This window comes from Amycolatopsis sp. NPDC031561 (assembly GCF_055580625.1).
In genome coordinates, this window is record NZ_JBVILA010000016.1 from 175,298 (window position 1) to 198,537 (window position 23,240).

Below are 23,240 nucleotides of genomic sequence, written 5' to 3' on the forward strand. Positions count from 1 at the left end.
TCCCGTTCTTGGGGGGCGCAGGGAATGTTTTTTCTGGGATTTCTGACGCCCCGAGGGGTTCTCCCCCCCCACGGCCGCTCAGCATCGGACGCGGCGAAAGACGCCTTCACCCCGTCTCCGGCCCCGCCCACGAACACGCCATCTTTGACCACCCCACGCCGCTTGAAAGAGCCACATCCGGTTCACCTATTGCGAGCGCAACACCCAGACGTCGTTGGCGTTCACCGCGACGAGGTCCGCGTCGCCGTCTCCGTCCACGTCGGCAGTGAGGGTTTCCTTCGTGCCGAAGAAGGAACCCGCGTACCACGGTTCCGGCGAGGAATAGCCGGTACCGGTGGAGCGCATCACCTGTACGTCGTTGTCGTTGATCGCGATGAGGTCCGCGTCGCCGTCGGCGTCGATGTCCGCGGTGAGGGTTTTCTTGCTGCCGTGGAAAGAAGTCGTCGACCACGACACCGGGGTGTCGAACCAGCGGTTCGCGGTGCCGGCCACCACTCTCGTGCCGGCGAGGTCGACGAGGATGAGGTCGGCCTTGCCGTCACCGGTCGCGTCCGCCGCCAGTGTCGCCTTCTCGCCGCGGATGGGCGGTGCCCATGCCGTGAGCGGCAGTGTCGTGGTGCCGTCCGACCTCGCGGCCAGGGTGGCCACGTCGAACAGGCCGATCACGTCGGTGTCCCCGTCGCCGTCCAGATCCGCCGCCAGGTTCCCGTAGTCGCCCGCGATGGTGTTGTTCAACCACTGCGAGGGTGTTCCGAAGCGTTCCACGCCGTAGTAGTCGACGATCGACCTCGCCACGAAGATGCCGCGTGGTGTCGAGGCCGTGGGCCGCCGGACCGCGATGGCGTCGGCGCGGCCGTCGTTGTCCATGTCGCCGACGAAGTTGGCGTTGCCGTTGAAACCGCTGCTCAGGAAGTTGCCCGCACCCCAGTTCTGCTGCGGCTGGAAGCCGGAACCGTTCGAGCGCAGCACGTAACACCCGTACAGGTAGGTGTTGTAGCTGACCAGGTCGTCCTTGCCGTCTCCGTTGACATCCCCCGCCATGACCGCGACCTGCGCCGTGAACGGTCCGGCAGACCACTGTTCCGGTACGGCGGAGGTCGCCGCCGCCGGCGGAGCGAGGGTCAGGGTAAGCAGACCGGCCACACCGGCCATCACCAAAGCACGCATCACGTCCCCTTCGTGTCGGCTTGCAGTACTCAAGTCGCGATGAACCGGGAACCGTTACGAACGGGGCTTGACCTCGAGCAAACTTGAGATTTTATCGTGCTTTCATGACAGTGCAGCTGAACCACACCATCATCAACGCCACCGACCGGGCCGCGACGGCGGGTTTCCTGGTCTCGATCCTCGGGCTGCCCGAGCCCGCCGAGTTCGGCCCGTTCCTGGTCGTCCAGACCGGCAACGGGGTCTCGCTCGACGTCATGCACAGCACCGAGGAGTTCTCCAGGCAGCATTACGCGTTCTTGGTCGAGGAGGCCGAGTTCGACACGATCTTCGGGCGGATCCGCGACGGAGGTCTGCCGTACTGGGCGGGGCCGGGGCACCGCGGCGCCGGAGAGATCAACTCCAATGACGGCGGCCGGGGTGTGTACTTCGACGACCCCGACGGTCATGCGCTGGAGATTCTCACCCGGCCGTACGGATCCGATGAACACTGAATGAACAGCGCCTGGGTTCGATCTCGTCCCGCGTCGCTGAACTCGGGCTTTGCCAGTCGGAGCAACACCGGAAGCGCCATCGGTGGTACCTCCGCGACCGCATGATCCACTACGTTCGGTCGCACCTGAAGCCTGACAGCTGGAGCCGTCATGCCGACTCTGACCACCGTGGCCTGCTGGACGATCACCGCGTCGGACGACCTCGCGTGCGTCACCCACGCCGCTGTCGGCGAGTACTGGGCGCCGCGGGTGTGGAACGGACGCGGGCTCGCGATCGCCGGGACCGATCTCGCCGGTTTTGAGAAGGTGCTCGGCGAGGTGATGAAGCTGCCGGTCTACTGGCTGGCGCGGACCCGGTGCGGGAATCTCGGGGCCGGGGACGCCGCGATCTGGTCGGAGCCGAGATGCGACCCGGACGACGAGTTCGTCTACCTCTCGGGTCCCTGCCGGGCCGATGGGCCGACGGCGGGGTATCGGCCGGTCTCGACGTTCGCCATCGACCTGGTCCACCTGCGCGGCCTGCGGATCAGGATCGCCGCCTATCGAGCGGCGTCGGCCACCCGCTGACGCCGGTGTCGAACCTGGCCGGGGAGGGGCGCTCGAAGGCGGCACCCCCTCCCCGGCTCACCGGGTCAGTGGTCCCAGCGAATACCGATCCGCCAGTTCACCGGGTACTGCAGCTCGCCGACGGTCAGCGTGTAGTAGCTGGCAGGCAGAACGCAGGATTCCGTCTTCGCCGGCGCGTGGATGTAACCGCCGCCCGAGCAGTTGCCGATCGTCCACTTGAACCAGTGGTCAGGCGAGCCGGGTGCGGCGGTCGCTTCGAGATCCACGTGGATGGTCCCGCCGGGGAAGAAACCCGACGCGAGCGAGCAGCTTGTCGTCGTAAAACACTCTTTCGGGCCCGCACCGCCGGCGGCGCTGGCCACACCGGCCCCGGTGATCGCGGTGCCCAGTACCGTTCCGGCCACGATCGCGGCCGCTCCGATCTTCTTCACTATGACTCCCCAGTCAGATGTTCCGTTCGCTCGACGGCGAACTGCCGGGGACCTTACTGGACCGGATGAGGTATCGATCAGGAAGGTCGCAGGCCTGTACTCGCCGGGAGGCCTGGCCGAGTACGCCCTCACTCTGCGTGAGATCACCGTCGACCCGGCCGAGGGGTGACCATCTCTCGGCCGCCACAGGTCGTTCTCATTGACACATCTCGGAAAAGCGGTTCGGCCGATCGTCCATTTTGGATCGATCGACGATGACGCCGGTCACACTCGTGGAGGGAACCCTTATGAGAAAGGGAAAAACGGCCCCTTCCCGACCTCTGTCGGCAAGATGGCTCGTCATCCATTCAGCGGGTGGTGTCACTCTCCAGGTACGGTTGGTCGGCTCATGCTTTCCGAGGAGTTGCCGACGCCGACACGGAGGAACGGTCCTATGACGCGACCCGAACCGGCCACGAAGAATCCAGACAAAGGGTACGTGGCTCTTTTAGGGTGGAGCCTGAACGCCGTGGAGGCGCTCGACCGGTTCGATCGGCGGTACGTCGTCGTGGCGCCGGATTGGGCCGAGAAGTACTGCGTGGAACACGACATTCCCTACCTGTCATGGAATTTCGAGCGGCTCAACGACCGTTCGCTGGAGATCGCCGAGACGCTGCAGCGTGAAGGCGTCGACGTCGCGATCCCGCTGTTCGAGGAAACCGTGGAGTGGGCCGGGGCGATCAACTCCGTGCTGATGGACAACCCGCGCCTGTTCGGCCAGGCCATGCTGCTGCGGGACAAGTCCCTGATGAAGCGCCGGGCGCAGCTCGGCGGGATCCGGGTCGGGATCTTCGAGGAGGCCCACGACCGCGACGACGTGATCCGCTTCCTCAAGCGCGTCAACCAGACGCTGCTCAAGCTCGACGGCGATCCGAACGACCCGATCCACCTCAAGGCCTTCGACAAGGCCGGCTGTCTCGGGCACCGCATCGTCCGCACCCCTGACGACGTCGACGCGATCCCGGAGGAGGAATTCCCGGTACTGATGGAGTCGCATCTCGACGGCTGGGAGTTCGCCGTCGAGGCGTGGATCCACAAGGGGAAGATCAAGTTCCTGAACATCTCCGAGTACGTGACCCTGGGTTACTCGGTGTTCGTGCCCGCCACCCCTGAGCTGGAGCGGTACCGGCCGCAGATCACCGCGCAGATCGAGAAGCTGATCAAGACCTTCGACATCGAGTTCGGCTTCGTACACCCGGAGTACTTCGTCACGAACGACGGAGAGATGTACTTCGGCGAGGTCGCCTACCGGCCTCCGGGCTTCAAGGTGTTCGAGCTGCTCGAACGCGCCTACGGTTTCAACGCCTACCAGGGACTCGCGCTGGCTTTCGACCCGAAGACGACCGAGGAAGAGATCGATGCCTTCTTCCCGAAGGAGGTCGAAGACGCCGCCGGGGTCGCGGGCTGTTTCGGGGTCTACCCGCGCCGCCGGGTGGTCAGCGAGCTGCGGATCCCGCCGGAGACCGAGGACCACGACTACTACGAGTCACACGACCTGTCGGCTCCGCTGGAGGAAACCGTGACCAAGCGGACCGCGTTCGGTACCCACTGGGGCCTGTTGTACTTCTTCGGCGAAGATTCCTATCAGATGCGCGAGCTGCTGAAGCAACAGGAAGAGTTCGACTTCTACGTCTGAGGGCGACCCCGGACCAGGAGACCGACCCGAGGGAAGCCTTTGAAACCGAACGGCGATGTTCCCGGCGCGGCCACCACGCTGGACAAGCGCGTGGCCTCGTTGGACGACGCGATCAGGGCGATGGCCGAGACCCGCGACTTCGGCAAGCACACCAAGCTGCGGCGGATGCTGGAGGCGCTGCGGCGGGTGCTGGTACAGCCAGGCGGCGCTGCGGCGGTCCAGGTCAGGGCGCGGGAACTGGAGGAGGCGGGTCTGTTCCTGGGGACGGACTGGGCCACTCCGGAGATCCTGATCCCGGCGCTGGTCGGGCCGGGCCTGCACGCCGGGGACGCGGACACCGTGGTGATGGAGGCGTGCAGCGAGCTGCGCACGCTCGCCGTGGCCAGCGGTGACTACGCGCATCCGACGTTGTCCGCCGAGGACGCCCGCGAGTTCCTGTCCCAGGTGCTCGCGATGAATCTGGAACTGCTGTTCACCCCGCCCACCGAGGCCGAGCGGACCCGGCAGGGCCGGACCGCGCAGCTGATCAGGGACCTGTTCCGGCACGTAGCCGACGAGGTCGGCTACGAAAGCGTGCTGGACAAGCTGGTCGAGGAGATCTGGCGGATCCTGCGCCAGCGGCCGATCCAGGTCGACCAGGTGCAGTCGCTGATCACCCGGATCGCGGTCTATCGGGGAGATCCGGAGGTCGACCTCGGCAACGCGTCCGGACAAGGCGTCGATCGGCTGATCAGCGCCCTGTTCGGCACCACGGAGGCCTGCCGGGAGGATCCGGGCATCGCGGTCTTCCGCTCTCGGCTGGAGGCGATGGACGACGGTGGCCTGCAGTACGAGGCCACCGGGTTCGCCAGGGCGATGCACGACACAGGGCTGGTCTCGCCGTACCACGCCGAGTTGCTGCGGTTCCTGCGGCACAAGAGCGACTATCTGCTCGTGGAGGCGCTCGGCCTGTCCGACGTCGGCCGCAACAGCCTGCTGCGCCACCGCGACCTGATCCACCGGCTGATCGAGGTGGCGGTGCACACCCAGACCGCGCAGTGCGTTTACGGGCTGGCGCTGCTGCTCGACCGCGGCATCCTCTACCTGCCGCCGATGGTGCCCGCGCTGTGGCGCCAACTCGGGCTCGAGCTGTCCGAGCCCGCGCGCGAGCGGCTGACGGCGGTGTTCGGCGACGAGCCAGGACCCGAGGCGCGGCTGCTCGCGGGCGTGCTGTCGATGCTGGGGCTGCCGCTGGGCGTCGGCCAGGGCGACAACCCGACCTGCCAATCGGCTCGCGCGCTGTCGATGTGGGCGTACAACGACCCGGACTACCTGTTGCAGATCGTGGTCTGGGCGGCGCGGGACGACGAGGTCGTCATGCACTTCGAAGGCCAGCGGATCTCCTCGAACGACAGCGCCGAGGGCCTCGCCAGCACCCCGCCGTCCGACTTGGACCCGGTTTCCCTGCTCGTGGTGCCGCATCTGGACCGGATCTACGCCGAGATGGGGCGCCGCTGCATCGGCAGGCCCGGCGATCCGCACCGCTGGGTCAATCCCGAGTTCCACGGCTGGTGGACCGCGCGCGGGTTCCGGATCAACGTCGACGTCGAGACCGGGAACCTGATCGACCTCGACACCTTCCTGCGGCAGTTCCACGCGAGCTACCACCCGGCCTACAACGGGGGACAGCCGCTGATCCACCCGCAGCCCGCCGGGGTCGCCGTCACCGACAGCGCCGCCCGCTACGTCGGCTGGCACGCGATCACCATCCTGCGGGTCGCCGCCGATCCGCACGAGGTCACCCGGGTGTACTTCTACAACCCGAACAACGACAGCGGGCAGGACTGGGGCGACGGTGTCGTGGTCTCGACCGCGGGCAACGGTGAGCGGTTCGGTGAGGCCTCGCTGCCGTTCGACCAGTTCGCCTCGCGGCTCTACATCTTCCACACCGACCCGCTCGAACACGGGGAGCAGGAGAAGGTGCCCCCCGAGGACATCACACGGATCGTCGACTACATCGAACGGAGCTGGGGAGCGAACCGGTTGCCCGCACGCGGACTCCAGGCAGCGAAGGCGCCTCAGGAGCAAAGCCCGCCAACGGACTGAACCGTTGGCGGGCTTCGGAGGTGCGCCGGACGTCAGCCGGTGACGTCGAGATGCGCGGAAACCGGGGTGGGTTTGGGCGCCTTCCCGCCAGGCCGGGGCTTCTCGGCGGGCTTCGTCGGTTTCGGCGTGGCGCCCGGGGACTTGGCACAGGTGGACGACGCGATGTCGAGAGTCTGTGTCTTGCCGAGGATCTTGGCCGACACGGCGGTCACGGTGAGCGTGCCGTCCGCGTTCTCGGTCTGCTTGTTCACCACCAGTTCGAGCAGCGACGCCAGCGGAACGGTGGTGTTCGGCGGGACCTGGTCGAGCTGGATCGCCTTGCCACCGGCCTTCAGGTTCGCGATCGACACCGACCCCTTGCCGTCACGGCATTCGGATTTGATCACCTCGGCGCTGAGACCGGGCAGGGCGACCCCTGCGGGCAGCACCCCGAGGTTCAGCGAGAGTCCGGCGACACTCGATTTCGCGTGCCCCGGCGTCACTTCGGCGTTCAGCGCCCGTGCGCTGATCAGTGCCGGGCCGGGGTTCGGCAGCGCCACCGAGGCGAGCGATTCCTTGCCCGGCCCGGAAACGGCGGGTGTGCGGGGAATCTTGACGAGACCGGACGCGGCGAGGGCGTACGCGGACTCGGCAGGAGCGGCCGTGGCGGGAGTGGCGGCGAGGACCAGACAGGCCGCCGCCGTGCAGGCGAGCACGCCGGTCGTACGTGGGGACAAGGAAATTACCTCCATGGTTTCGGGTTTCAGGTGATCTGCACGACGGTGCCGAGCGGCAACTCCACGAGGCGGTCCAGCGCCTCGCGGGTGACCCGGATGCAGCCGTCGCTGGTTGCTTTGCCGACGAAGCTTTCGTCCGGCCAGGTGTGCAGGCCGACCGTGCCGGGCCCGCCACCGAAGGTCTCGTGTGAATCGGAATGGTTGCTCAGCGGCAACACGATCGGGCTGTAGGTGTTCACGCTCTCCTTGATGGAAGCGAGGATGAACGCGCGGCCGGTGGGTGTGGGGTGCTCGGCCCTGCCGGTACCGATGGTCCACGAGCCGGTCGGCTTGCCCGCTTCGAGAATTTCCAGGCGGAATTCGCTGAGGTCCACCGTGACCTGGAAGTCGTTGCGCGCCGATTCGACGGTTTCGGGCGTGGCGTGCAGCCAGCCTGTCGCGCCGTTGGGCCGCACGGGCAGCAGCACCTGCGCCCAGTCGCCCTGGCGGGCGATCACCGGAACCCAGGTCGGCGAGCCGATCTGGGTCTCCGGCAGCCGGGCGATCGGTTCCGCGCCCGGGGCGCGGTAGACCGCCACGTCCGTGGCCGGGTGCAGCACTTCCCCGCCGGCGGGGAGTGCGGCGGCCGGGTCGGCGGGTGCCGAGTCCAGCTCGCCGAAGGTGTTCGCTTCGGGCAGCGCGGCCAGTGCCTCGGGCGACGGCGACAGCGTGGCGACGGGGGCCGCTGCCGCACCGCCTGTCGTGGTACCGCAGCCGGACAGCGGCAGCACCACCAGCACCAAGGCGAAGAGCGCATGAACCGCACGAGGGCGTGCGCCACCGCAAGAGGTCTGCTGTTGGGTCATTCAGTGCCTGTCCTTGCGCAGAGTTATCCGCAACGGGATGTGAATCCGGAATGGACATCTCTAACAGCAAGGTCGGGCGTTAATCAATGAACACGATCAGTGATCAGAACGGATCTGCCTGGTGTTTTGCAGTGTTTCCGCAGGTCAGGCGCCTCTCGATAGTTCACTCGATCAGGGCGAGAATGCGAATTCGGTAACGCTGAGCTAAACCCTACTCTGTGTGGTTTTCGCTGAGTCCATCCGGAGGGTGACGCTGAAATGCCTGGCCTCGATGATCACGCGGAGTGGTCGATGTCGTCATGCCCGGAACATGGCGTACAGGCACTTAGGCCATGCGTTCGCCGAGGCGCCGGGCCAGTTCGGCGAGTTCGTCGTCCGGGATGTCGAGATGGCCTCGTTCCGGGGCGAAGACGGCCGTCTGCCGCTGGTCGTAGGGCACGCCGGGTGGCAGTGGCGCGAGGTGCCAGTGGACGTGCCTGTTGGCTTGTTGGCTGCCGAGGGCCAGTACGTAGAGGCGTTCGGTGGGGAGCAGATCGGTGAGCGCGCGGCCCGCGCGGTGCACGATCGTCTGGATGGCGAGGTATTCGTCGGCGGTGAAGTCGCCAATGGCGTGTTCGCGGTAGGCGTCAGGCTGCCAGGGCACCCGTGTGGTCACTTGGGATGGATCGCCGGTGGCTCGGCGACGAATTCGAACCGGGGCGACAGCGTCTCCCCGATGTCGTCGGCCGTCGCGTCGAGGAGATGCACCGGCAGCGGGCCGGTCATCCGGCCGTCGCGGTCGAACGCGTCCAGTTCGGCGGGCCAGGTCCAGAACCAGCCGAGCGGGAAGTCCAGTGTGGCCGCGAGCTCGCGGGTACGGTCCGGGTCGGTGCGCAGCGTCGTGGGCTGGCTACCGAGCTGCCAGTGGTCCGCGGCGAGTTCCCGCAGCCGCGCACGGTCACCGGCGATCACGGGTGCGTCCCGGTCGGCGGGCCAATAGGCGCTGAACGGTCGAGGCCCGAGCTCGCGAACGGCGTCGAGCCGGTCCGCGAGATGCTCGTAGCCGCCGAGCGAGTCGACGACGGAAACCGCCAGCCCGCGCCAGAAGAGCGGGATTCGCTCGTCGCCCGCGAGGTCCAGCAGCCGGGCCGGAGCGATGTCGCGGTGGACACCGCCGTGCACCCGCGTCGCGAGCAGCCCGGCCACTTCCTCCAATGTGGACTGGAGGTGTTCCCGCCGGAGCCATGGCGTCACCGCGGCGACCACCTCCTCGGCGTCCTGCGACCGCCACAGTCGTGCCGCGGTGACCGCGAGCGCGTCGTCCGCGTCGGTGTCCAGGTCCGCGACCGGCCTCCCGAGCGCGGCAGCGACCAGCGGATGGGCGGCGTGCGGTGCCAGGAGCCCTGCCATCGCGTCGGGGGCGGCTTGTCTCACCGAGGTGATCCACAGCCACGTTTCCGCCGGATCCTCGTCGTCGGGCCCCGCCCAGTCCGCGAGGCGCCCGGTCACCAGGTCGCGGGTGAGCACACCCAGGTCGCACGCCAACGCGAACGCGTCGTCGGCGACGTCACCACTCCCGTCCGCGACCGCGAGCAGCCAGTCCCGCTCGTCGCCGGTGACGTCCCGGCCGGTGGCGACCGTGCGCACCAGCCGCCGGACCGCGGGACCGGTGGCGCGCCGGTCGCCTGCCGCCGGGAGCGGGAAGGGCTTGGTCACCACGAACGCCTGCTCCGCACCCATGTCCAGCAGAGTGAAGGGCTCCGGCGCGGTGGCCAGCCGTCGTGCCACGTCCTCGTGCGCTCCGTGCCAGTGCACCAGGAGGTCGTCCATCAGTTCGCCTTTGCCGGTGAACGCCCGCTTGTGGGACTGCCAGTGCCAGAACGCGTACGGGGTCGTCGCGGACATGGCCCGGTCCGCCAGTTCCGCGACGGCGTCATCTCGACCGTCGGACTGCGTGAACCGGCCCCGGGAAGGCGGGGCGAGCGTGAGGAAGCCTGCGTCATCGAGGGTGGCGAACCACTTCTTCAGTACCGTGAGGTCGCTCGCGGGGCGTTTGGCCATGACCCAGTATTTCCCGGCGCTCAGTCGTCCCAGGTGACCACTCCGTACTTGTGCGCCTGGATCACCGCCTGCACCCGGGTCGCGACCCCGAGTTTCGCCAGGAGCCGCTCGACGTGGATCTTCACCGTGCCCACGGCGATGCCGAACTCCGAGGCGATCTCGGCATTGGCCAGGCCGCGTGCGAGACCGCGCAGCACCTCGGTCTCGCGCGGGGTCAGCAGTGCCAGTTCCGGTGGCGCGGGGCGCGGTGAGGTGCGGGCGAAGCGAGTCACCAGTCGCCGCGTCACCTGCGGGTCGATCAGTCCTTGGCCGCGGTGGGCGAGCCTCACCGCGTCGACGAACAACTCGGGCGCGCTGTCCTTCAGGACGAACCCGACCGCACCGGCTTGCAGGGCGCCGAAGAGGTACTCGTCGAGATCGAACGTGGTCACCGCGATGACCGCGAGCCCGGGATCCAGCCCGTTCAGTCTTCTGATCGCCTCGATGCCGTCCAGACCGGGCATGCGGATGTCGGTGAACACCACGTCGGGCCGCCGTCGCCGCGCGAGCGCGAGCAGATCGACACCGTCCACCGCCGCGCCGACCACCTCGATGTCCGGTTCGCCGGAGAGCAGCAGCCGCATCCCTTCCCGGGCGGCTTCCTGATCGTCGGCGACGACGACCCTGATCACGATCCACCTCCCGCACAGGGGATGGTCGCCCGGACCCGCCAGCCACGGCCGTCTCGCGGACCGGCGCTCAGGGTGCCGCCGAGTGATGCCGCCCGTTCCCGCATACCGCGGATCCCGTTGCCCTCCAGCGGCTTCCCGTCATGTTCGCCGTCGTCGTCCACGGTGATCACCACTTCGCCGTCTCGCGAGCGGACCGTCACCCCGGCCCGGCGAACCGAAGCATGCCGAGCGACATTGCTGAGCGCTTCCTCGACGATCCGGTACGCGGCCGTCTGCACCGGGCCGGGAAGATCGTGGCCGCCGAGGTCCAGCACGATGTCCGCGCGCAGCACTTCCCGCATCCCGGTGGCGAGACCGTCCAAATCGGACAGAGAGGGTGCGCCGTCCTCCCGCAGGACGTCCACCAGCGACCGCACCTGCCCCAAGGCTTCGCCCGCCAGGTCGGCGATGGCCCCGAGCGCCGGGACGGCGTCGACGCCCGCCTTGCGGCTTCCCAACGCCCGCAAGCGGATCGCGCTCAGTTGGTGCCCGACCAGATCGTGCACCTCCCTGGCGACGCGGTTCCTTTCGCGCGCCTGAGCGCGTCCGGCCTCCGATTCGACGAGCCGCCGCATGGCGTCCGCCCGGTCCGCGTGCAGGCGCAGGGCGTAACCGAGGCTGACCGGCAGCACCGCGAGCCCGGCGGAGGTGAGCACGCCGGACGGCACGATGGCCACACCGCGTATCGCGGCCACCGCGATCATCCAGGCGGTGGCCGCGAGGACGAGCACGATCCGGTGGCGCCGCAGGTGGTATGCGGCCGAGAACACCGCCGCCATCGCCGCCCACGGCGAAACAGGGGAGCCGCCCCACAGCGAGCCGAGGGTCACCGCGCCGGTGGCCGCCACCGAGGACAAGGGCAGTGAACGCCGCCAGAGCAGCGGCACGCAGGCCGCCACAGTCCACAGGAGAACGTCGACCTCGATCGCCGCGCCGTCGAGTGCCGGCAGGCCGAGCGAGACGCACAGGACGCCGAGGGCGATCAGGGCGTCCTGTGCGAGCGGCGGAAAGCCTCTCCACCTGACGGCGACCGTGCTCATGGTGCTCCCGTTCTATGCCGTGCGGCAGATGCGTCGTCCGTGCTCGCGGTGCCACGGTGAGGCGGCAACCCAAGGAGGATCTTCTCGGATGACAAGTCGAAGGTACGGCGCGGTGATCGTGGCCGGAATGCTGGCGTTGTCGACGGCTCCGGCTTCGGCCGCCCCGGCGCTGAACTGGCAGGACTGCGGCGACGGGGCGCAGTGTGCGGTGCTGCGGGTTCCGGTGGACTGGAGGGATCCCGGCGGGCCGTCCACCGGGATCGACGTCGTGCGGGTGACGGCGAAGGATCCGGCTCGCCGCACCGGCACGGTGGTGGCCAACCTCGGCGCCGGGAACAGCACGGCGAGCATCGTTGGACCGAGGCCCGCGCCGCTCCGGACCTGGCTCGACGAACTCACCGAGCGGCTGGACGTCGTCGTCTTCGATCCCCGTGGGCTCGGGCGGAGCACCGGCGGCACGCAGATCGTGTGCCCGCGTCCGCCTGCCTCGATCCTCGGGTTGGTGCGGCATCAGGATGAAGCGGGTTGGCTGGCCCAGGTCCGGGAGAACGCGGCCTACGACGCCGGGTGCCGTCAAGCCGCGGGTCCGGTGTTCGCCGGGCTCGACTCCTGGCAGACCGCGCACGATCTCGACGCGATCCGGGCCGCACTCGGCGAGGCGAAGTTGCGGTACTTCGGCAATTCCTACGGCACCACCTACGGCCAGGCCTATGCCGAGTTGTTCGGCGACCGGCTGGAGCGGCTCTACCTCGACGGCGTCGCCGACCACACCCGGCCCCGGCTGGCTGACTGGCTGGCCGACTACGCGCGCACCCAGGAACGGCAGCTCCTCCGCTTCCGGGACTGGTGCGCCCGCGCGGTGTCCTGTGCCCTGCATGGCAGGGACGCCGCGAACGTGTGGGACGAAATCGTCGCGACGGCCCAGCGCGCGCCGGTGCCGGCGCCCGGCGCGGGACCTGGCCGCGTCGCCACGGCGGGAGACCTGTTCGCAGGCGCGCTCGTCGGCATGACCCCGCCGCGATGGCCGGCACTGGCCCATGCCATCGCGGAAGCGGCCGCCGGCGACGCGAGCGACTTCCTGACCGTTCTCCGGTACCCGCCCGACGGGCCGACGGGGTCCGTGCAGAACGCGACCCTGTGCCACGACTTCATGCCCCAGGTGCCCGGCTACCGCGAGTTCCTCCGCATCGAGCGCAGGCTCAAGGCCCTCGCGCCGCGCTTCGGCTGGATCGAAGGCCGCTTCGAACTCGGCCGGTGCGTGGGTGTTCCCGGCGATCCGGCGTACCCACCGCATCCGCTGTCTGCGCCCAAGGCACCTGCCGCGCTGGTGACGATCGGCGAGTTGGACAACAACACCGCCAACCTCGGAGCGGCACACGTCGCCGGGCAGCTTCCCCGGGCGAGCACGGTCTGGCACGGTGACGGGCACGCCGCCTACCTGCTGGGCAACCGGTGTCTGCGGAAGCTGGGCAACGCGTACCTTTTCGATGGCACGCTGCCGGCGCCCGGTACGTTCTGCCCCGGCGAACTGGCTCCGCCGGTCGATTGATTGTCCTGCCGTTCAGTGGATCCGCACTATCGGCGACCCCTGTGGCCGCGCGTAAGTGATCGCTTCGGCGACCTCCGGAAAGTTAGCGTTCGACTTCCGGTCTTTCGCGATCGGCAGGAATTCGACCATCACCGGAGAGAGACACCATGATGACAAAAACACGCCGTATGGCGACCATTTTGACAATTCTCGTACTCGGGATCGGCAGTGAGCCTTTGCCAACCTGGTGAGGGGGCTGGCCGGCGGTTGTGCGGCGTGGCGTGCGGCCCGGGAGTGGATGTGCCAGCGCTGCGGCCGTCGTGGACGGCTTGGTGGGGGCGGTGGTAAAGGTGGTGCCCACCGTCCTGGGCGGACGGATCGATCGCGTCGCCTTCGCGGTTGGAGTGTCCGACACTCCTACGTCCGACCTGTTCCCTAGAGTCCGGCGGGTGAGTGAGAACGAAGCGTTGGATCAGACCCGCCGAGACTACGACGAGGTCGCCGAGTTGTACGACGACATGGTGCGACAGGGCGACCAAGTCATCGATGCGCTGTCAACAGGGATGATCAACGCCTTCGCCGACCTCGTCCGCGCCGGTGGGTCGGTGGGTGCTGTGGTCGATGCGGGTTGCGGTCCCGGACAGTGGACCGATCACCTGGATCGAGCAGGTATCCGGGCTTACGGGATCGATCTGTCACCGGCCATGGTCGCGATCGCCCGCCGGTATCGTCCCGACCTGCGCTACGAGGTCGGTTCTATGCTCCATCTCGACGCAGGGGACGAGTCGATCGCGGGCATCCTGGCGCACTTCTCGTTGATCCACACGCCGCCGGACCTGCTTCCGCGCATCCTGACCGAGTTCGCCCGAGTGGTAGAGCCGGGCGGACCCCTGCTGATCGGTGTGCAGATCACCGACACCGCAGACGCCAACGGTTGGGTCCCGTACGACCACAGAGCCTCACCGGCGTATCTGTGGACCCTCGACGCGCTCGCCGACCGACTGCGCGAGCACGACTTCGCCGAGCTCGGACGCCTGCGAATCGTTGCTCCGGCGCCAGGCAAGCCCCCCGCCGGATACCTGCTGGCGCGCCATGACGCGAGAAGTAACGAATGAATTTTGCCGACCTGGGCGGGCAGTCAGCGGTGTGCAGCGTGGCGTGACCTCGAATGGGTGAAGCTCCTGGTAGACGGGCGATTGCCTAGATCAACACGTCCCACCAGGAGCTTCAACGTGCTGTTCTACCCGTCCGGGATGACCGTGTCCGGCCGCGCCCTCGGCGTGCTCTCCGATGCGCTGCGAGCGCAGCGCAACCAGCGCCGAACCCGGTGGCGGAAGCTCTCGCCCGGCCGGCAGGCGCTGCTCGTGGTTGCGCACCTGCGTAAGGGCGAGACCTACGCCGACCTGGCCTGCGGCTTCCGCGTCGGGACCTCGACGGTGTACCGGTACATCCGTGAGGCGCTCGAACTGCTCGCCGCGATGGCTCCCACCCTGGCCCAGGCGATCGAGGTCGCCCGCCGCAAGGCGTTCGTGATCCTCGACGGCACCCTGCTGCGCATCGACCGGGTAGGCATGACATCGGGCTATGACCGGGCCTTCTACTCCGGTAAGCACAAGGCCCACGGGCTGAACGTGCAGGTCGTCGCCGACCCGATCGGCCGGCTGGTGTGGATCTCGCCGCCGCTGCCCGGCGCGAGACATGACATGGGCGCTGCCCGTGAGCACGGGATTATCGATGCACTGGCCACCCACGAGATCCCCGCGGCGGCCGACACCGCCTATCAGGGCGCCGGGCCGACGGTCGCGGTTCCGCAGCGGCGCCGTCCGAAGGATCTGGGTACCGGCCGCTACCGGCGCCTGTCCCGGAACCAGAAGGACATCAACACCGCCCACGCCCGCCGCCGTGGACCCGGCGAGCGGGCCAACGCCGAGCTGAAGAACTGGCGGGTCCTGCGGAAGATCCGCTCCAGCCCGAACACCGCCCACCGGCTCATCGCCGCAGTTCAGACCCTCATGATCGCCAGCGCATGATCAGGTTGGCAAAGGCTCAGTGTCTTCGCCGCACCCGCGTCGGCCGGAACCGCGTCGTCCACCACCGCGCAGGCCACGTGCACCGGGTCGAGCTCGTGCTGGTTCACCTGGGGCCGCATCACCGCGGGGGACTGCACGCTGGACGGCGCGAAATGGACGCTGTTCCCGAACGGCAGTGCCTCGTTCGAGGCGAGGCTCGTCAGCAGCGACAGCAACGACGCCTGGCTGATGTGGGTGAACCTGCTGGACAGTGCCGGTGTCGTGCTGGGACCCATCCACCACGGCGGTGACCCGAAGTTCTTCAAGGGCACGGTCAAGAACCAGTGGCACTGGTGGTTCGACGCCGGGTCGTTCGACTCCCGGTTCTACGACCGGATCAACGGTATGCGGATGACCAGCCACTGCTAGCCGCCCGGGCGCGCGTGATCCGGCCGGACCACGTGCGCCCGGTGCCGTGCGGTGACTCAGATGGGTTCGGGGGCGCGACTCGGATCCGGTTCGGGCACATTCGCTTCGACACGCTCCATGAGCAGCGCGAACGACATGACCAGCAGCGGGATCACCAGCACCATCCACATGATCCTTCAGGTACCCGGATCGGCCGCCGGGCAATCGCTCCCATCGGTGCCGAATGGAACGCGCAGGCGCCTCGGCGTCGTGCTCGTCCCGGCGGCGAGGACAGGAATCGCCCGATCGGCTGACGATCGCGCCAGACGCGGCGCCGGCACTACGGCACCATCACGCAGCGCTGAGCACGACTCCATCTTCCGGAGGGTTCTCGTAGAGCCCCTCGCAACACAGTCACGATTCGTCACCAGAACACCGTCTCTCGGACACGCGCTGTGACCATCGGCACTTTGACGTGGTCCTCTCCGGCCCAGTTCACTTTGTCTTCGTTCCGGGAACGCGTCCGGACTGCCGGGGAGGATGAGCACGAAGGTGGGTACGCCGGATCTGGTCAGGGAATCCGCGCTGGGCGGGCGGTTGGTGCTGTGGGAGGAGTCGGCCCGCGACGGCGCCCAGGGCAAAACCCTGATGAGTGCTGACTTCCGCGTGCGGCTGGCTCGGGAGCAGGGCCTGGTGTTCGGTGGCGACGGGCCGAGGCACGTGGTGTTCGCGGCTGGCTTCCCCGCGGTGTGCGCGGAAGAGTTCGCCGCCACCCGCCGGGTCGCGCTGGAAGCGGCCGGATCCGTGAGCCCCGCCGCGGTCTGCCGCGCCACCCTCGACGATGTCCGGCAGGCCTGCGACGCGGTACGGGGTGCGCCGAACGCGCGGGTGATGATCGTGGTGCCCGCGTCCGACGAGATGGCCGACGCGATGGTGCACCGCCCCGCGATCGAAGCGCTCACCGACGTCGTCCCGGACGTGTGTTTCGCCGACGCACCCCGTGCCGACCTCGACGTGATGGCCGACGCGGCGAACACCTTGACCGCAGCGGGCGCAGGGGTGATCGTCGTCGCCGACACCACCGGCGATCTGCTCACCGAACGCTGCCGCGCACTGTTCCAGGGGCTGCTCGAGCGGGTAGGTGAGGACGTCGTCCTGGCCTCACACCTGCACAACGATCTGGGCCTCGGCCTGGCGAACACCCTGGCAGCGGTCCGGGCCGGGGTCCGGGTCGTGTCGAGCTCGTGGCTGGGCGTCGCCGAGCGAAGTGGCATGGTCGCCACCGAACAGATCCTGTTCCTGCTCGCCCACCGCACCGCCGAACTGCTGGGCGAGGCCGACCTCTGGCACACCGCGCCCGACTTGACCAGGATTCCCGCGATCGCCCGCTCGGTGTCGGCGGAGACCGGCTTGCCGCTGACCGTGACCACGCCGATCGTCGGCACCGGGGTCGGCACGATCTCCACCGGCACGCCGTTCGTGCGGCCGGAAACGTTCCAGCCCTACGACCCCGCGATTCTGGGCATCGAGCCGGCCGTCGTGCTGACCCACCTCGCCAGCGCCCGCGTCCTGCGCGCCGTCGGCGAACTCGCGGGGCTGGTACTCGACCGCGCGGAGACGGCGGCCGCCTTGGCATGGGTGAAGGCGGAAGCGTTCCGCCGCAACGAAGCCGTCATCCCAGTCGAGAGCCTGGTCGGGTTCGTCGACGCGTTCCGCGCGACCGCACCGGTGGCGGCGACGTGACGCCGCAGAACCCGGCGATCGCGGAGTTGGCTGCGGCCGCCGACGCGCTGCGGGCGGGCTCGGCCGTCGTGTTTCCCAATCCGTACCCGTTGACCTCCGTGATCACTGCGACCTCACCCGATAGCGTCAACACGGCCAAAGGCCGCCCAGCGGACCAGGCCGTCGCGCTGTGGCTGGTCGACGAAGAGCGTTGGACCGAGTTCGCCGGCGCACTCGACCTCGACAACGCCACCCGTGGCCTCGCCCGTGACCTCCTGGTGCACGAGGGGCTGACGCTGTTGCTGCCGTTGGTGGCCGACCGAGTGCCGGACTGGGCGTCGGTGGCCACCCGCGACGGCCATGCCCTCGTATTCGGCGCCTGCTGGGATCCGCTGCGCCCGATCCTCACCGGCATCGGGCACCTGCACGTCAGCAGCGCCAACCGGACCGGGCACCCGCCTGTGGCGTCTTCCGCCGAGGCGCGTGCGATGTTCCCGCCGGAAGTCCACGTTCTCGATGCCTCCGACGACTCGTCCGTCGCCGGGCGCGCGGCGACCACCACTCTGCGCGTGAGCCGGAACCACGGGTTGGCGCATACCCGTCCTGGTGCTCAGGACCGCGCATACAGCGGGCCCGAGGCATACCTCGCGCGCTTGCGTGCCGTCTACGTCGCGACCTGAGCTTCGGCCAGGCGCCTGACGGGGCTCACCTCAGGCGGTAGCGGCGGAGTCGCTGGTAGAGCGTGCCGCGGGAGATGCCGAGGCGTGCCGCCGCCTCGGATTTGTTGCCCCCGCACTCGGCGAGCGTGTCGGTGATGACCCGTACCTCGGCCTGCTCCAGTGGGCGAAGGCGCCCTGCGGTGCCGGAACCGGACAGGCCGCCGTGCGGGGCGGATCCGCGCGCGAGCACGAGCACGACGCCGTCTTCGAGCCGCCCGGGGGCGACCGGGTACAGGCGGGCGCGCAGGCCGTCGGCGAGTGCGATCTCGGTCGCCGACGGACCTGCCTCCTGCACCGCGGTCCACAGCGCCGACCGGTCCAGGCCCAGCTCGGCGGCGTCGTCCTCGACGATCATCGTCTGGCGGTCGAGGGTGACGACCGGCCCGGCCGAGGCCGACCGCAGCGACAGGTGGGCGTCGAGCATCCGTCGTTGCCGGGTGGTCGCGGCCTCGTGCAACGCGGTGGTGACCCCGTCGACCAGCGCCCGGACCGCGACGAGCAGCAGATGGTTGGCGTCCTCGGTGGGGCAGGCGACGTTCACCATGCCCGCGACACGCCGGGTGATCGGGTGGATCACCGGCGCGGCGACGCAGGCCCACGGATGCCACGGCTGCTTGTAGTGCTCGGCGCCGATCACCATGGAGGGGTGGCGGGTGGTCGCGGCGACCCCGATGCCGTTGGTGCCCGCGCTCCGCTCGGCGATCTGGGAGCCGGGCTCGAACTCGATCCGATCCAGGCCGCTCGTGAGCGTCCGTTCGGATTCCCAGCGCCAGACCAGGATGCCGTCGGGGTCGGCGAGGGCGAGCGAGGTGGAGCTGCCGGTCAGCAGGTCGGCCATGCCGAGCAGCACCGGCGCCGCGACGCGGACGAACGGGGATCGCGGGTCGATCTCGCTGTGTGCCAGGTCCAGTCGCTCCGGATCGACACCGCTGCTGCGGGAGCGGCGCCACGACGCGACGATCTCCCGGCGGACCGAGGCCGGCGCTCCGGACTGGAACCTTTCCCAAGCCAGCTGGGTCTCCGTCGACCGCATCACGCCTCCTCACCAGCACCGGAGCCCCGCCACGGTGCGGAAGAACCGTCCGCAGATTATGACCGGGGAAGTCCCGGAAATCGCCGTCGGCTGTGCAAATTCTGAACACCTGCCTCGACCGGGACGGCGTTCACGGCGCACCGTTCTCCCAGCTTCACCGGCGGACCCGCCGATCGTCCGCCGCCGATCCGAGGAGGAAGTGCGGCACATGGAATTCAAGGTCGAATGGGACGGCGACGTCACCCTCGTGCACCCGGTCCGGGAGCAGCGGGCCAAACAGGACGTCAACGCCCTCTTCGGGGTGAACGGGGAGACCACGCCCTCGAAACATCTGTCACTCCTGGTGACTTCACTGCTCCCCGGCGACAAGTCGAACGTCCACTACCACGTCGAACACGAGTCAGCGCTGTTCGGGCTCCGCGGCAGCGTGCACTTCTTCTGGGGCAGGGAACTCGAGCACGACCTGATCGTGGGCGTCGGCGATTTCCTGTACATCCCGCCGTTCTGTCCCCACGTGTCCTACAACCGCAGCCTCGCCGAAGACGCCGCGTTCGTCACCGCCCGTACCGACGCGTTCGAACAGGAGCGGGTCGTGCTGCTGCCCGAGCTCGACGACGACCGGTGCAAGCCCCGGGTGTCCTACGTCGACTGAGTTCCCCGGAAAGGAAGGCCCTGATGATCGAGGTACCTGTGCTCATAGCCGGGGGCGGGCCGGCAGGCATGAGCCTCGCGCTGCTGCTGGACCGGTTCGGGGTGGAAAGCCTGCTCGTCGAGCGCAGGCCCGCCACGACCACGCACCCGAAGGCCCGGGGTTGCCACCCGCGGACGATGGAACTGTTCCGCCAGTGGGGGATCGAGGACCGGGTACGTCGGGCGGGTCTCCCTCCGGAGGCGGACGTGGCCTGCTGGTGCGAGAGCCTGAACGGCCCGTTGGTGGCCTACACCGAGCCCGCCCCGAGCCTGCACACGCCCGCGCAGCGGTCGATCGTGCCCCAGGACGCGGTGGAGGAGGCGTTGGACGACGCGTTGTCCGCCCGGCCGCGGGCCCGAGTGCGGCGGTCAGCCGAACTCGTGTCGCTCACCCAGGACGCCGAGGGCGTGACGGCGCGGGTGCGGCAGGTGCCCGATGGCTCGGAGTTCGAGGTCCGGGCGCAGTACCTCGTCGGGTGCGACGGCGCGAACAGCCGGGTGCGCGAAGCCGTCGGGATCGAGATGGACGGCCCGGAAACCCTTGCGCTCATGGCGAATCACTACTACCGCGCCGACCTCGGGCACCTGCCGCACGTACGCAGCGCGATCGGGTTCCTGGTCCGGCCGCGCGACCGGAACCGTCCCGACGTGAACGTTTTGGCCACTGGCCCGGACGGCGACCGGTGGCTGGCGGTGCAGAAGCTGAGGGAGGGCGAGGAACCGCTGTCCGAGGAGCGTCTCGTCGAAGAAGTGCGCGAACAGTGGCAGATGCCCGACCTGAAGGTCGAGCGCGTCAATGTCATGAACTGGCGGATGAGCGCCCAGGTCGCGCAACGATTCCGCGCGGGAAGGGTGTTCCTTGCCGGGGACGCCGCCCACCGCTTCCCCACCGCGGGCGGCAACGGGCTCAACTCGGGCGTCCAAGACGTGCACAACCTCGCCTGGAAGCTCGCGACGGTGCTGTCCGGGCGGGCGGGCGACGCCATGCTCGACACCTACGACGCCGAGCGCCGCCCGGTCGCGCGGTCCAACACCGACTTCGCCGTGCTCAACCAGACGCGGCTGGACGAGATGGACGAGGCTTTCCGGTGTCGCGAGGAGGAGCCGCAACGCTGGCGCGACCTGCTCGTCGAGCAGAACAAGCAGCTGCACAGCGACGGCCACACGCTGGGATACGTCTACACCCACGGCGCCGTCGTCGACGACGGCTCGCCGATCCCGCCGTACGACTCGCGGTACTACTGGCCGACCGACCGGCCCGGAGCCCGGTTCCCGCATTTCTGGCTCGACGTCGAGAAGACGGAGTCGAGCATCGACTGGTTCGACACGACGTTCGTGCTGGTCTGCGGACCGGACGCGGACGGATGGGAGCAGGCAGGCCGGGACCTGGCCGCCGCGGCCGTCGTCCCGCTGCGGGTCAAGCGGTTGCCGCACCTGCTCGGGCCGCTGTCGATGGGCCGGGAGGGCGCTGTGCTCGTCCGCCCCGATGGGCACGTCGCCTGGCGCGCTCGCCAAGCCGGGGACGGGGCCGAACTGTCCGCCGCACTCGGCCGGGTTCTCGCCGGCGGCACCCTCGCTCGTGCCGGAGCCTGACCGATTTCTCGAGGAGAAACGAACCGCCATGACCATCGCACCGAATTATGACAATCCGCGGGGAGTCGGGGCGCCTTTCAGCGCGTATTCCCACGTGTCCACCGCGGGCGAGCTGATCTTCGTCGCCGGTCAGTGCGGAATCGTCGAGGACAATTCCGTGGCCGGGCCCGACGTGCGGACGCAGACGATCCGCGCCTTCGACAACGTGCGCACGATTCTCGAATCGCAGGGCGCGACTTTCCGCGACGTCCTGCGCTTCGTGAGCTATCTGACCTCGCGCGACCACGTCGGCGATTTCTACTCCGCCCGTGACGAGTACTTCGCCCGGCACTATCCGCAGGGGCAGTACCCGCCGAACACGCTGCTGATCGTCCAGGGACTGGTGCGCGAAGACCTGCTGGTCGAGATCGACACGACCGCGTACCGGTCGAAGGGGTGAGCGCATGTCCGTGCGGGATTCCATCGACCGGTCGGGGATGAGCCGGTTCCAGATCAGAGTCGTCGCGATCTGTCTCGTCATCAATCTCGTCGACGGTTTCGACGTCCTCGTGATGTCCTTCGCGGCTCCCGGCGTCGCACAGGAATGGGCGCTCACCGATTCCCGGCTGGGAGTGCTGCTCAGCAGCGGCCTGGTGGGGATGGCGCTCGGCTCGGCCGTGCTCGCTCCGCTGGCCGACCGCATCGGCCGGAGACCTCTCACGCTGATCTGCCTGGTCTTGTGCACCGCCGGAATGGCACTGGCCGGGCTCAGCACCGGGTTCACCATGCTCGCGGGATGCCGTCTCGTCACCGGGCTCGGCGTCGGCGGTATGGTGGCGAGCCTGCCCGTGGTCATCTCGGAATACACGCCGCGGCGGCTGCGCGGCACGATGATCGCGCTGTACGGGATGGGGCTGCCCCTCGGCGGGGTGCTCGGCGGTGCGGTCGCCAAGCTCGTGGTCGTCGAATACGGCTGGCGCGTCACCTTCTTCACAGGCGGCGTGCTCACCCTGGTCATGGTGTTCGTGGTGGCCGCGGCGATGCCGGAATCGCTGGACTACCTGATCAGCCGACGGCCACGAAGGGCGCTGAGCAAGGTCAACCTGCTCCTGGACCGGATGCGGTTGCCCGCCGTCGCCGCCCTGCCGGAGCCGGAGCCCGGCGAACGCAGGGTGACGGTGACGACGTTGCTGACCCGGGACGCGGTCCGCACCGTCCTGCTGTGGATCTCCTATTTCGTGATGATGGCGGCCTTCTACTTCGCCGCGACCTGGACGCCGCTCCTGTTGCAGCAAAGCGGTTTCTCGGCCCAGGAGGGCATGAACGCCGGACTCCTGCTCAATCTCGGCGGGATCGCGGGCACTCTGCTGTTCGGCTTGCTCGCCCTCAAGGCGCGGCTGCGGGTGCTGACGGTCGGGTGTTTCCTCGCCGCGGGAGTGTCGTACCTGGCGATGAGCCTGTTTCTCGGTTCGGCCGCGGCCGCGCTGATCGCCGCGGTCGCGGTCGGGATGTTCGTCAACGCGAGCGGCAACGGCCTCAACGCCATCGCTCCCGGCCTTTACGCCGCGCCGGTGCGGGCCACCGGGGTCGGCTGGGCCATGGCCGTCGGCCGGGTCGGGGCGTTGACCGCACCGTTACTGGCCGGGCTGCTGCTCGACCACTCCTGGTCGCCCCGCTCGCTGTTCGGGCTTCTCGTCGTGCCTTTGGCCGCGGCAGCCGTCGCCGTCCTCGTGCTCACCGCGCCCCGGCGCCAGGCCCGCACCGCTGACCTGATCCACCGTCCTTGAGGAGG

General features: G+C 68.9%; 24 protein-coding genes. 14 read left to right on the plus strand and 10 right to left on the minus strand.

The window, feature by feature from the left end:
- Positions 1-186: 186 nt before the first annotated feature.
- Entirely contained in the window at positions 187-1,167 is a 981-nt protein-coding gene (locus ACZ5IK_RS28100) for an FG-GAP repeat domain-containing protein (protein WP_410663787.1), read from the minus strand.
- Positions 1,168-1,271: 104 nt separating this feature from the next.
- Between ACZ5IK_RS28100 and ACZ5IK_RS28105 the strand changes: the two genes are divergently transcribed.
- Positions 1,272-1,658, plus strand: coding sequence for a VOC family protein (locus ACZ5IK_RS28105; RefSeq protein WP_465490422.1), 387 nt, complete (start codon positions 1,272-1,274; stop codon positions 1,656-1,658).
- A 150-nt stretch (positions 1,659-1,808) separates the two neighbouring features.
- On the plus strand, positions 1,809-2,225 hold the full coding sequence (locus ACZ5IK_RS28110; RefSeq protein ID WP_465490423.1) for a hypothetical protein: 417 nt from the start codon (positions 1,809-1,811) through the stop codon (positions 2,223-2,225).
- Between the two features lie 65 nt (positions 2,226-2,290).
- Here the strand turns inward: ACZ5IK_RS28110 and ACZ5IK_RS28115 are convergent, their stop codons facing one another.
- The gene (locus tag ACZ5IK_RS28115) at positions 2,291-2,656 is read right to left on the minus strand and encodes a hypothetical protein (protein ID WP_465490424.1); all 366 of its coding nucleotides are present in this window, start codon (positions 2,654-2,656) and stop codon (positions 2,291-2,293) included.
- Between the two features lie 433 nt (positions 2,657-3,089).
- Between ACZ5IK_RS28115 and ACZ5IK_RS28120 the strand changes: the two genes are divergently transcribed.
- Positions 3,090-4,331 carry an ATP-grasp domain-containing protein gene (locus tag ACZ5IK_RS28120; RefSeq protein ID WP_465490425.1) on the plus strand — a complete coding sequence of 414 codons (1,242 nt, stop codon included), beginning with the start codon at positions 3,090-3,092 and terminating at the stop codon, positions 4,329-4,331.
- Positions 4,332-4,370: 39 nt separating this feature from the next.
- Positions 4,371-6,416 (plus strand): hypothetical protein, encoded by a 2,046-nt coding sequence (locus ACZ5IK_RS28125; protein ID WP_465490426.1) that lies wholly within the window; start codon positions 4,371-4,373, stop codon positions 6,414-6,416.
- A gap of 32 nt (positions 6,417-6,448) precedes the next feature.
- Here the strand turns inward: ACZ5IK_RS28125 and ACZ5IK_RS28130 are convergent, their stop codons facing one another.
- The 6 genes from ACZ5IK_RS28130 to ACZ5IK_RS28155 all read right to left on the minus strand — a co-directional run bounded on the left by ACZ5IK_RS28130 (position 6,449) and on the right by ACZ5IK_RS28155 (position 11,767).
- Complete coding sequence (locus ACZ5IK_RS28130; RefSeq protein ID WP_465490427.1) at positions 6,449-7,132, minus strand: choice-of-anchor P family protein; 684 nt, start codon at positions 7,130-7,132, stop codon at positions 6,449-6,451.
- A gap of 26 nt (positions 7,133-7,158) precedes the next feature.
- A complete protein-coding gene (locus ACZ5IK_RS28135; protein WP_465490428.1) occupies positions 7,159-7,977 on the minus strand; it encodes a L,D-transpeptidase in 819 nt (272 codons plus the stop codon).
- 325 nt (positions 7,978-8,302) lie between these two features.
- The gene (locus tag ACZ5IK_RS28140) at positions 8,303-8,632 is read right to left on the minus strand and encodes a hypothetical protein (RefSeq protein ID WP_465490429.1); all 330 of its coding nucleotides are present in this window, start codon (positions 8,630-8,632) and stop codon (positions 8,303-8,305) included.
- A complete protein-coding gene (locus ACZ5IK_RS28145; RefSeq protein ID WP_465490430.1) occupies positions 8,629-10,017 on the minus strand; it encodes a hypothetical protein in 1,389 nt (462 codons plus the stop codon). The genes ACZ5IK_RS28140 and ACZ5IK_RS28145 overlap by 4 nt, the downstream gene beginning before the upstream one ends.
- Positions 10,018-10,037: 20 nt before the next feature.
- Positions 10,038-10,688 (minus strand): response regulator, encoded by a 651-nt coding sequence (locus ACZ5IK_RS28150; protein ID WP_465490431.1) that lies wholly within the window; start codon positions 10,686-10,688, stop codon positions 10,038-10,040.
- The gene (locus ACZ5IK_RS28155; RefSeq protein ID WP_465490432.1) at positions 10,685-11,767 is read right to left on the minus strand and encodes a sensor histidine kinase; all 1,083 of its coding nucleotides are present in this window, start codon (positions 11,765-11,767) and stop codon (positions 10,685-10,687) included. The genes ACZ5IK_RS28150 and ACZ5IK_RS28155 overlap by 4 nt, the downstream gene beginning before the upstream one ends.
- Positions 11,768-11,855: 88 nt before the next feature.
- Here ACZ5IK_RS28155 and ACZ5IK_RS28160 point away from each other — a divergent pair, with 88 nt between their 5' ends.
- The 3 genes from ACZ5IK_RS28160 to ACZ5IK_RS28170 all read left to right on the plus strand — a co-directional run bounded on the left by ACZ5IK_RS28160 (position 11,856) and on the right by ACZ5IK_RS28170 (position 15,325).
- Complete coding sequence (locus tag ACZ5IK_RS28160) at positions 11,856-13,316, plus strand: alpha/beta hydrolase (RefSeq protein WP_465490433.1); 1,461 nt, start codon at positions 11,856-11,858, stop codon at positions 13,314-13,316.
- Positions 13,317-13,744: 428 nt separating this feature from the next.
- Complete coding sequence (locus ACZ5IK_RS28165; protein ID WP_465490434.1) at positions 13,745-14,410, plus strand: class I SAM-dependent methyltransferase; 666 nt, start codon at positions 13,745-13,747, stop codon at positions 14,408-14,410.
- Between the two features lie 117 nt (positions 14,411-14,527).
- A complete protein-coding gene (locus ACZ5IK_RS28170) occupies positions 14,528-15,325 on the plus strand; it encodes a transposase family protein (protein ID WP_465490435.1) in 798 nt (265 codons plus the stop codon).
- On the opposite strand, the gene ACZ5IK_RS28175 is transcribed toward ACZ5IK_RS28170, so the two are convergent.
- A complete protein-coding gene (locus ACZ5IK_RS28175; RefSeq protein ID WP_465490436.1) occupies positions 15,298-15,600 on the minus strand; it encodes a hypothetical protein in 303 nt (100 codons plus the stop codon). The genes ACZ5IK_RS28170 and ACZ5IK_RS28175 overlap by 28 nt on opposite strands.
- On the opposite strand from ACZ5IK_RS28175, the gene ACZ5IK_RS28180 reads away from it, so the two are divergent.
- From ACZ5IK_RS28180 to ACZ5IK_RS28190, 3 genes are all read left to right on the plus strand, one after another.
- Positions 15,485-15,733 (plus strand): DUF6294 family protein, encoded by a 249-nt coding sequence (locus tag ACZ5IK_RS28180; protein ID WP_465490460.1) that lies wholly within the window; start codon positions 15,485-15,487, stop codon positions 15,731-15,733. The two genes, ACZ5IK_RS28175 and ACZ5IK_RS28180, sit on opposite strands and share 116 nt — an antisense overlap.
- 519 nt (positions 15,734-16,252) lie before the next feature.
- Positions 16,253-17,455: a 2-isopropylmalate synthase gene (locus ACZ5IK_RS28185; protein WP_465490437.1), complete on the plus strand. Its 1,203-nt coding sequence runs from the start codon at positions 16,253-16,255 to the stop codon at positions 17,453-17,455.
- Positions 17,452-18,114, plus strand: coding sequence for a hypothetical protein (locus ACZ5IK_RS28190; protein WP_465490438.1), 663 nt, complete (start codon positions 17,452-17,454; stop codon positions 18,112-18,114). Before ACZ5IK_RS28185 ends, ACZ5IK_RS28190 begins: the two co-directional genes overlap by 4 nt.
- A gap of 25 nt (positions 18,115-18,139) precedes the next feature.
- On the opposite strand, the gene ACZ5IK_RS28195 is transcribed toward ACZ5IK_RS28190, so the two are convergent.
- Complete coding sequence (locus ACZ5IK_RS28195; RefSeq protein WP_465490439.1) at positions 18,140-19,186, minus strand: helix-turn-helix domain-containing protein; 1,047 nt, start codon at positions 19,184-19,186, stop codon at positions 18,140-18,142.
- Between the two features lie 208 nt (positions 19,187-19,394).
- Between ACZ5IK_RS28195 and ACZ5IK_RS28200 the strand changes: the two genes are divergently transcribed.
- From ACZ5IK_RS28200 to ACZ5IK_RS28215, 4 genes are read left to right on the plus strand one after another with little or no spacing between them, the layout of a single operon-like run.
- Positions 19,395-19,838 (plus strand): cupin domain-containing protein, encoded by a 444-nt coding sequence (locus tag ACZ5IK_RS28200; protein ID WP_465490440.1) that lies wholly within the window; start codon positions 19,395-19,397, stop codon positions 19,836-19,838.
- 23 nt (positions 19,839-19,861) lie between these two features.
- Positions 19,862-21,469 carry an FAD-dependent monooxygenase gene (locus ACZ5IK_RS28205; RefSeq protein ID WP_465490441.1) on the plus strand — a complete coding sequence of 536 codons (1,608 nt, stop codon included), beginning with the start codon at positions 19,862-19,864 and terminating at the stop codon, positions 21,467-21,469.
- Positions 21,470-21,497: 28 nt separating this feature from the next.
- On the plus strand, positions 21,498-21,908 hold the full coding sequence (locus ACZ5IK_RS28210; protein ID WP_465490442.1) for a RidA family protein: 411 nt from the start codon (positions 21,498-21,500) through the stop codon (positions 21,906-21,908).
- Between the two features lie 4 nt (positions 21,909-21,912).
- The gene (locus ACZ5IK_RS28215; RefSeq protein ID WP_465490443.1) at positions 21,913-23,235 is read left to right on the plus strand and encodes an MFS transporter; all 1,323 of its coding nucleotides are present in this window, start codon (positions 21,913-21,915) and stop codon (positions 23,233-23,235) included.
- The last annotated feature ends 5 nt before the right edge of the window (positions 23,236-23,240 follow it).

Coding starts and splice junctions, on each gene's coding strand:
- ACZ5IK_RS28210 (WP_465490442.1), top strand. CDS start 21,498: ATGACCATCGCACCGAATTATGACAATCCGCGGGGAGTCGGGGCGCCT.
- ACZ5IK_RS28120 (WP_465490425.1), top strand. CDS start 3,090: ATGACGCGACCCGAACCGGCCACGAAGAATCCAGACAAAGGGTACGTG.
- ACZ5IK_RS28155 (WP_465490432.1), bottom strand. CDS start 11,767: ATGAGCACGGTCGCCGTCAGGTGGAGAGGCTTTCCGCCGCTCGCACAG.
- ACZ5IK_RS28160 (WP_465490433.1), top strand. CDS start 11,856: ATGACAAGTCGAAGGTACGGCGCGGTGATCGTGGCCGGAATGCTGGCG.
- ACZ5IK_RS28195 (WP_465490439.1), bottom strand. CDS start 19,186: ATGCGGTCGACGGAGACCCAGCTGGCTTGGGAAAGGTTCCAGTCCGGA.
- ACZ5IK_RS28175 (WP_465490436.1), bottom strand. CDS start 15,600: ATGGGTCCCAGCACGACACCGGCACTGTCCAGCAGGTTCACCCACATC.
- ACZ5IK_RS28145 (WP_465490430.1), bottom strand. CDS start 10,017: ATGGCCAAACGCCCCGCGAGCGACCTCACGGTACTGAAGAAGTGGTTC.
- ACZ5IK_RS28215 (WP_465490443.1), top strand. CDS start 21,913: ATGTCCGTGCGGGATTCCATCGACCGGTCGGGGATGAGCCGGTTCCAG.
- ACZ5IK_RS28200 (WP_465490440.1), top strand. CDS start 19,395: ATGGAATTCAAGGTCGAATGGGACGGCGACGTCACCCTCGTGCACCCG.
- ACZ5IK_RS28135 (WP_465490428.1), bottom strand. CDS start 7,977: ATGACCCAACAGCAGACCTCTTGCGGTGGCGCACGCCCTCGTGCGGTT.
- ACZ5IK_RS28205 (WP_465490441.1), top strand. CDS start 19,862: ATGATCGAGGTACCTGTGCTCATAGCCGGGGGCGGGCCGGCAGGCATG.
- ACZ5IK_RS28100 (WP_410663787.1), bottom strand. CDS start 1,167: ATGCGTGCTTTGGTGATGGCCGGTGTGGCCGGTCTGCTTACCCTGACC.
- ACZ5IK_RS28110 (WP_465490423.1), top strand. CDS start 1,809: ATGCCGACTCTGACCACCGTGGCCTGCTGGACGATCACCGCGTCGGAC.
- ACZ5IK_RS28185 (WP_465490437.1), top strand. CDS start 16,253: ATGAGCACGAAGGTGGGTACGCCGGATCTGGTCAGGGAATCCGCGCTG.
- ACZ5IK_RS28105 (WP_465490422.1), top strand. CDS start 1,272: ATGACAGTGCAGCTGAACCACACCATCATCAACGCCACCGACCGGGCC.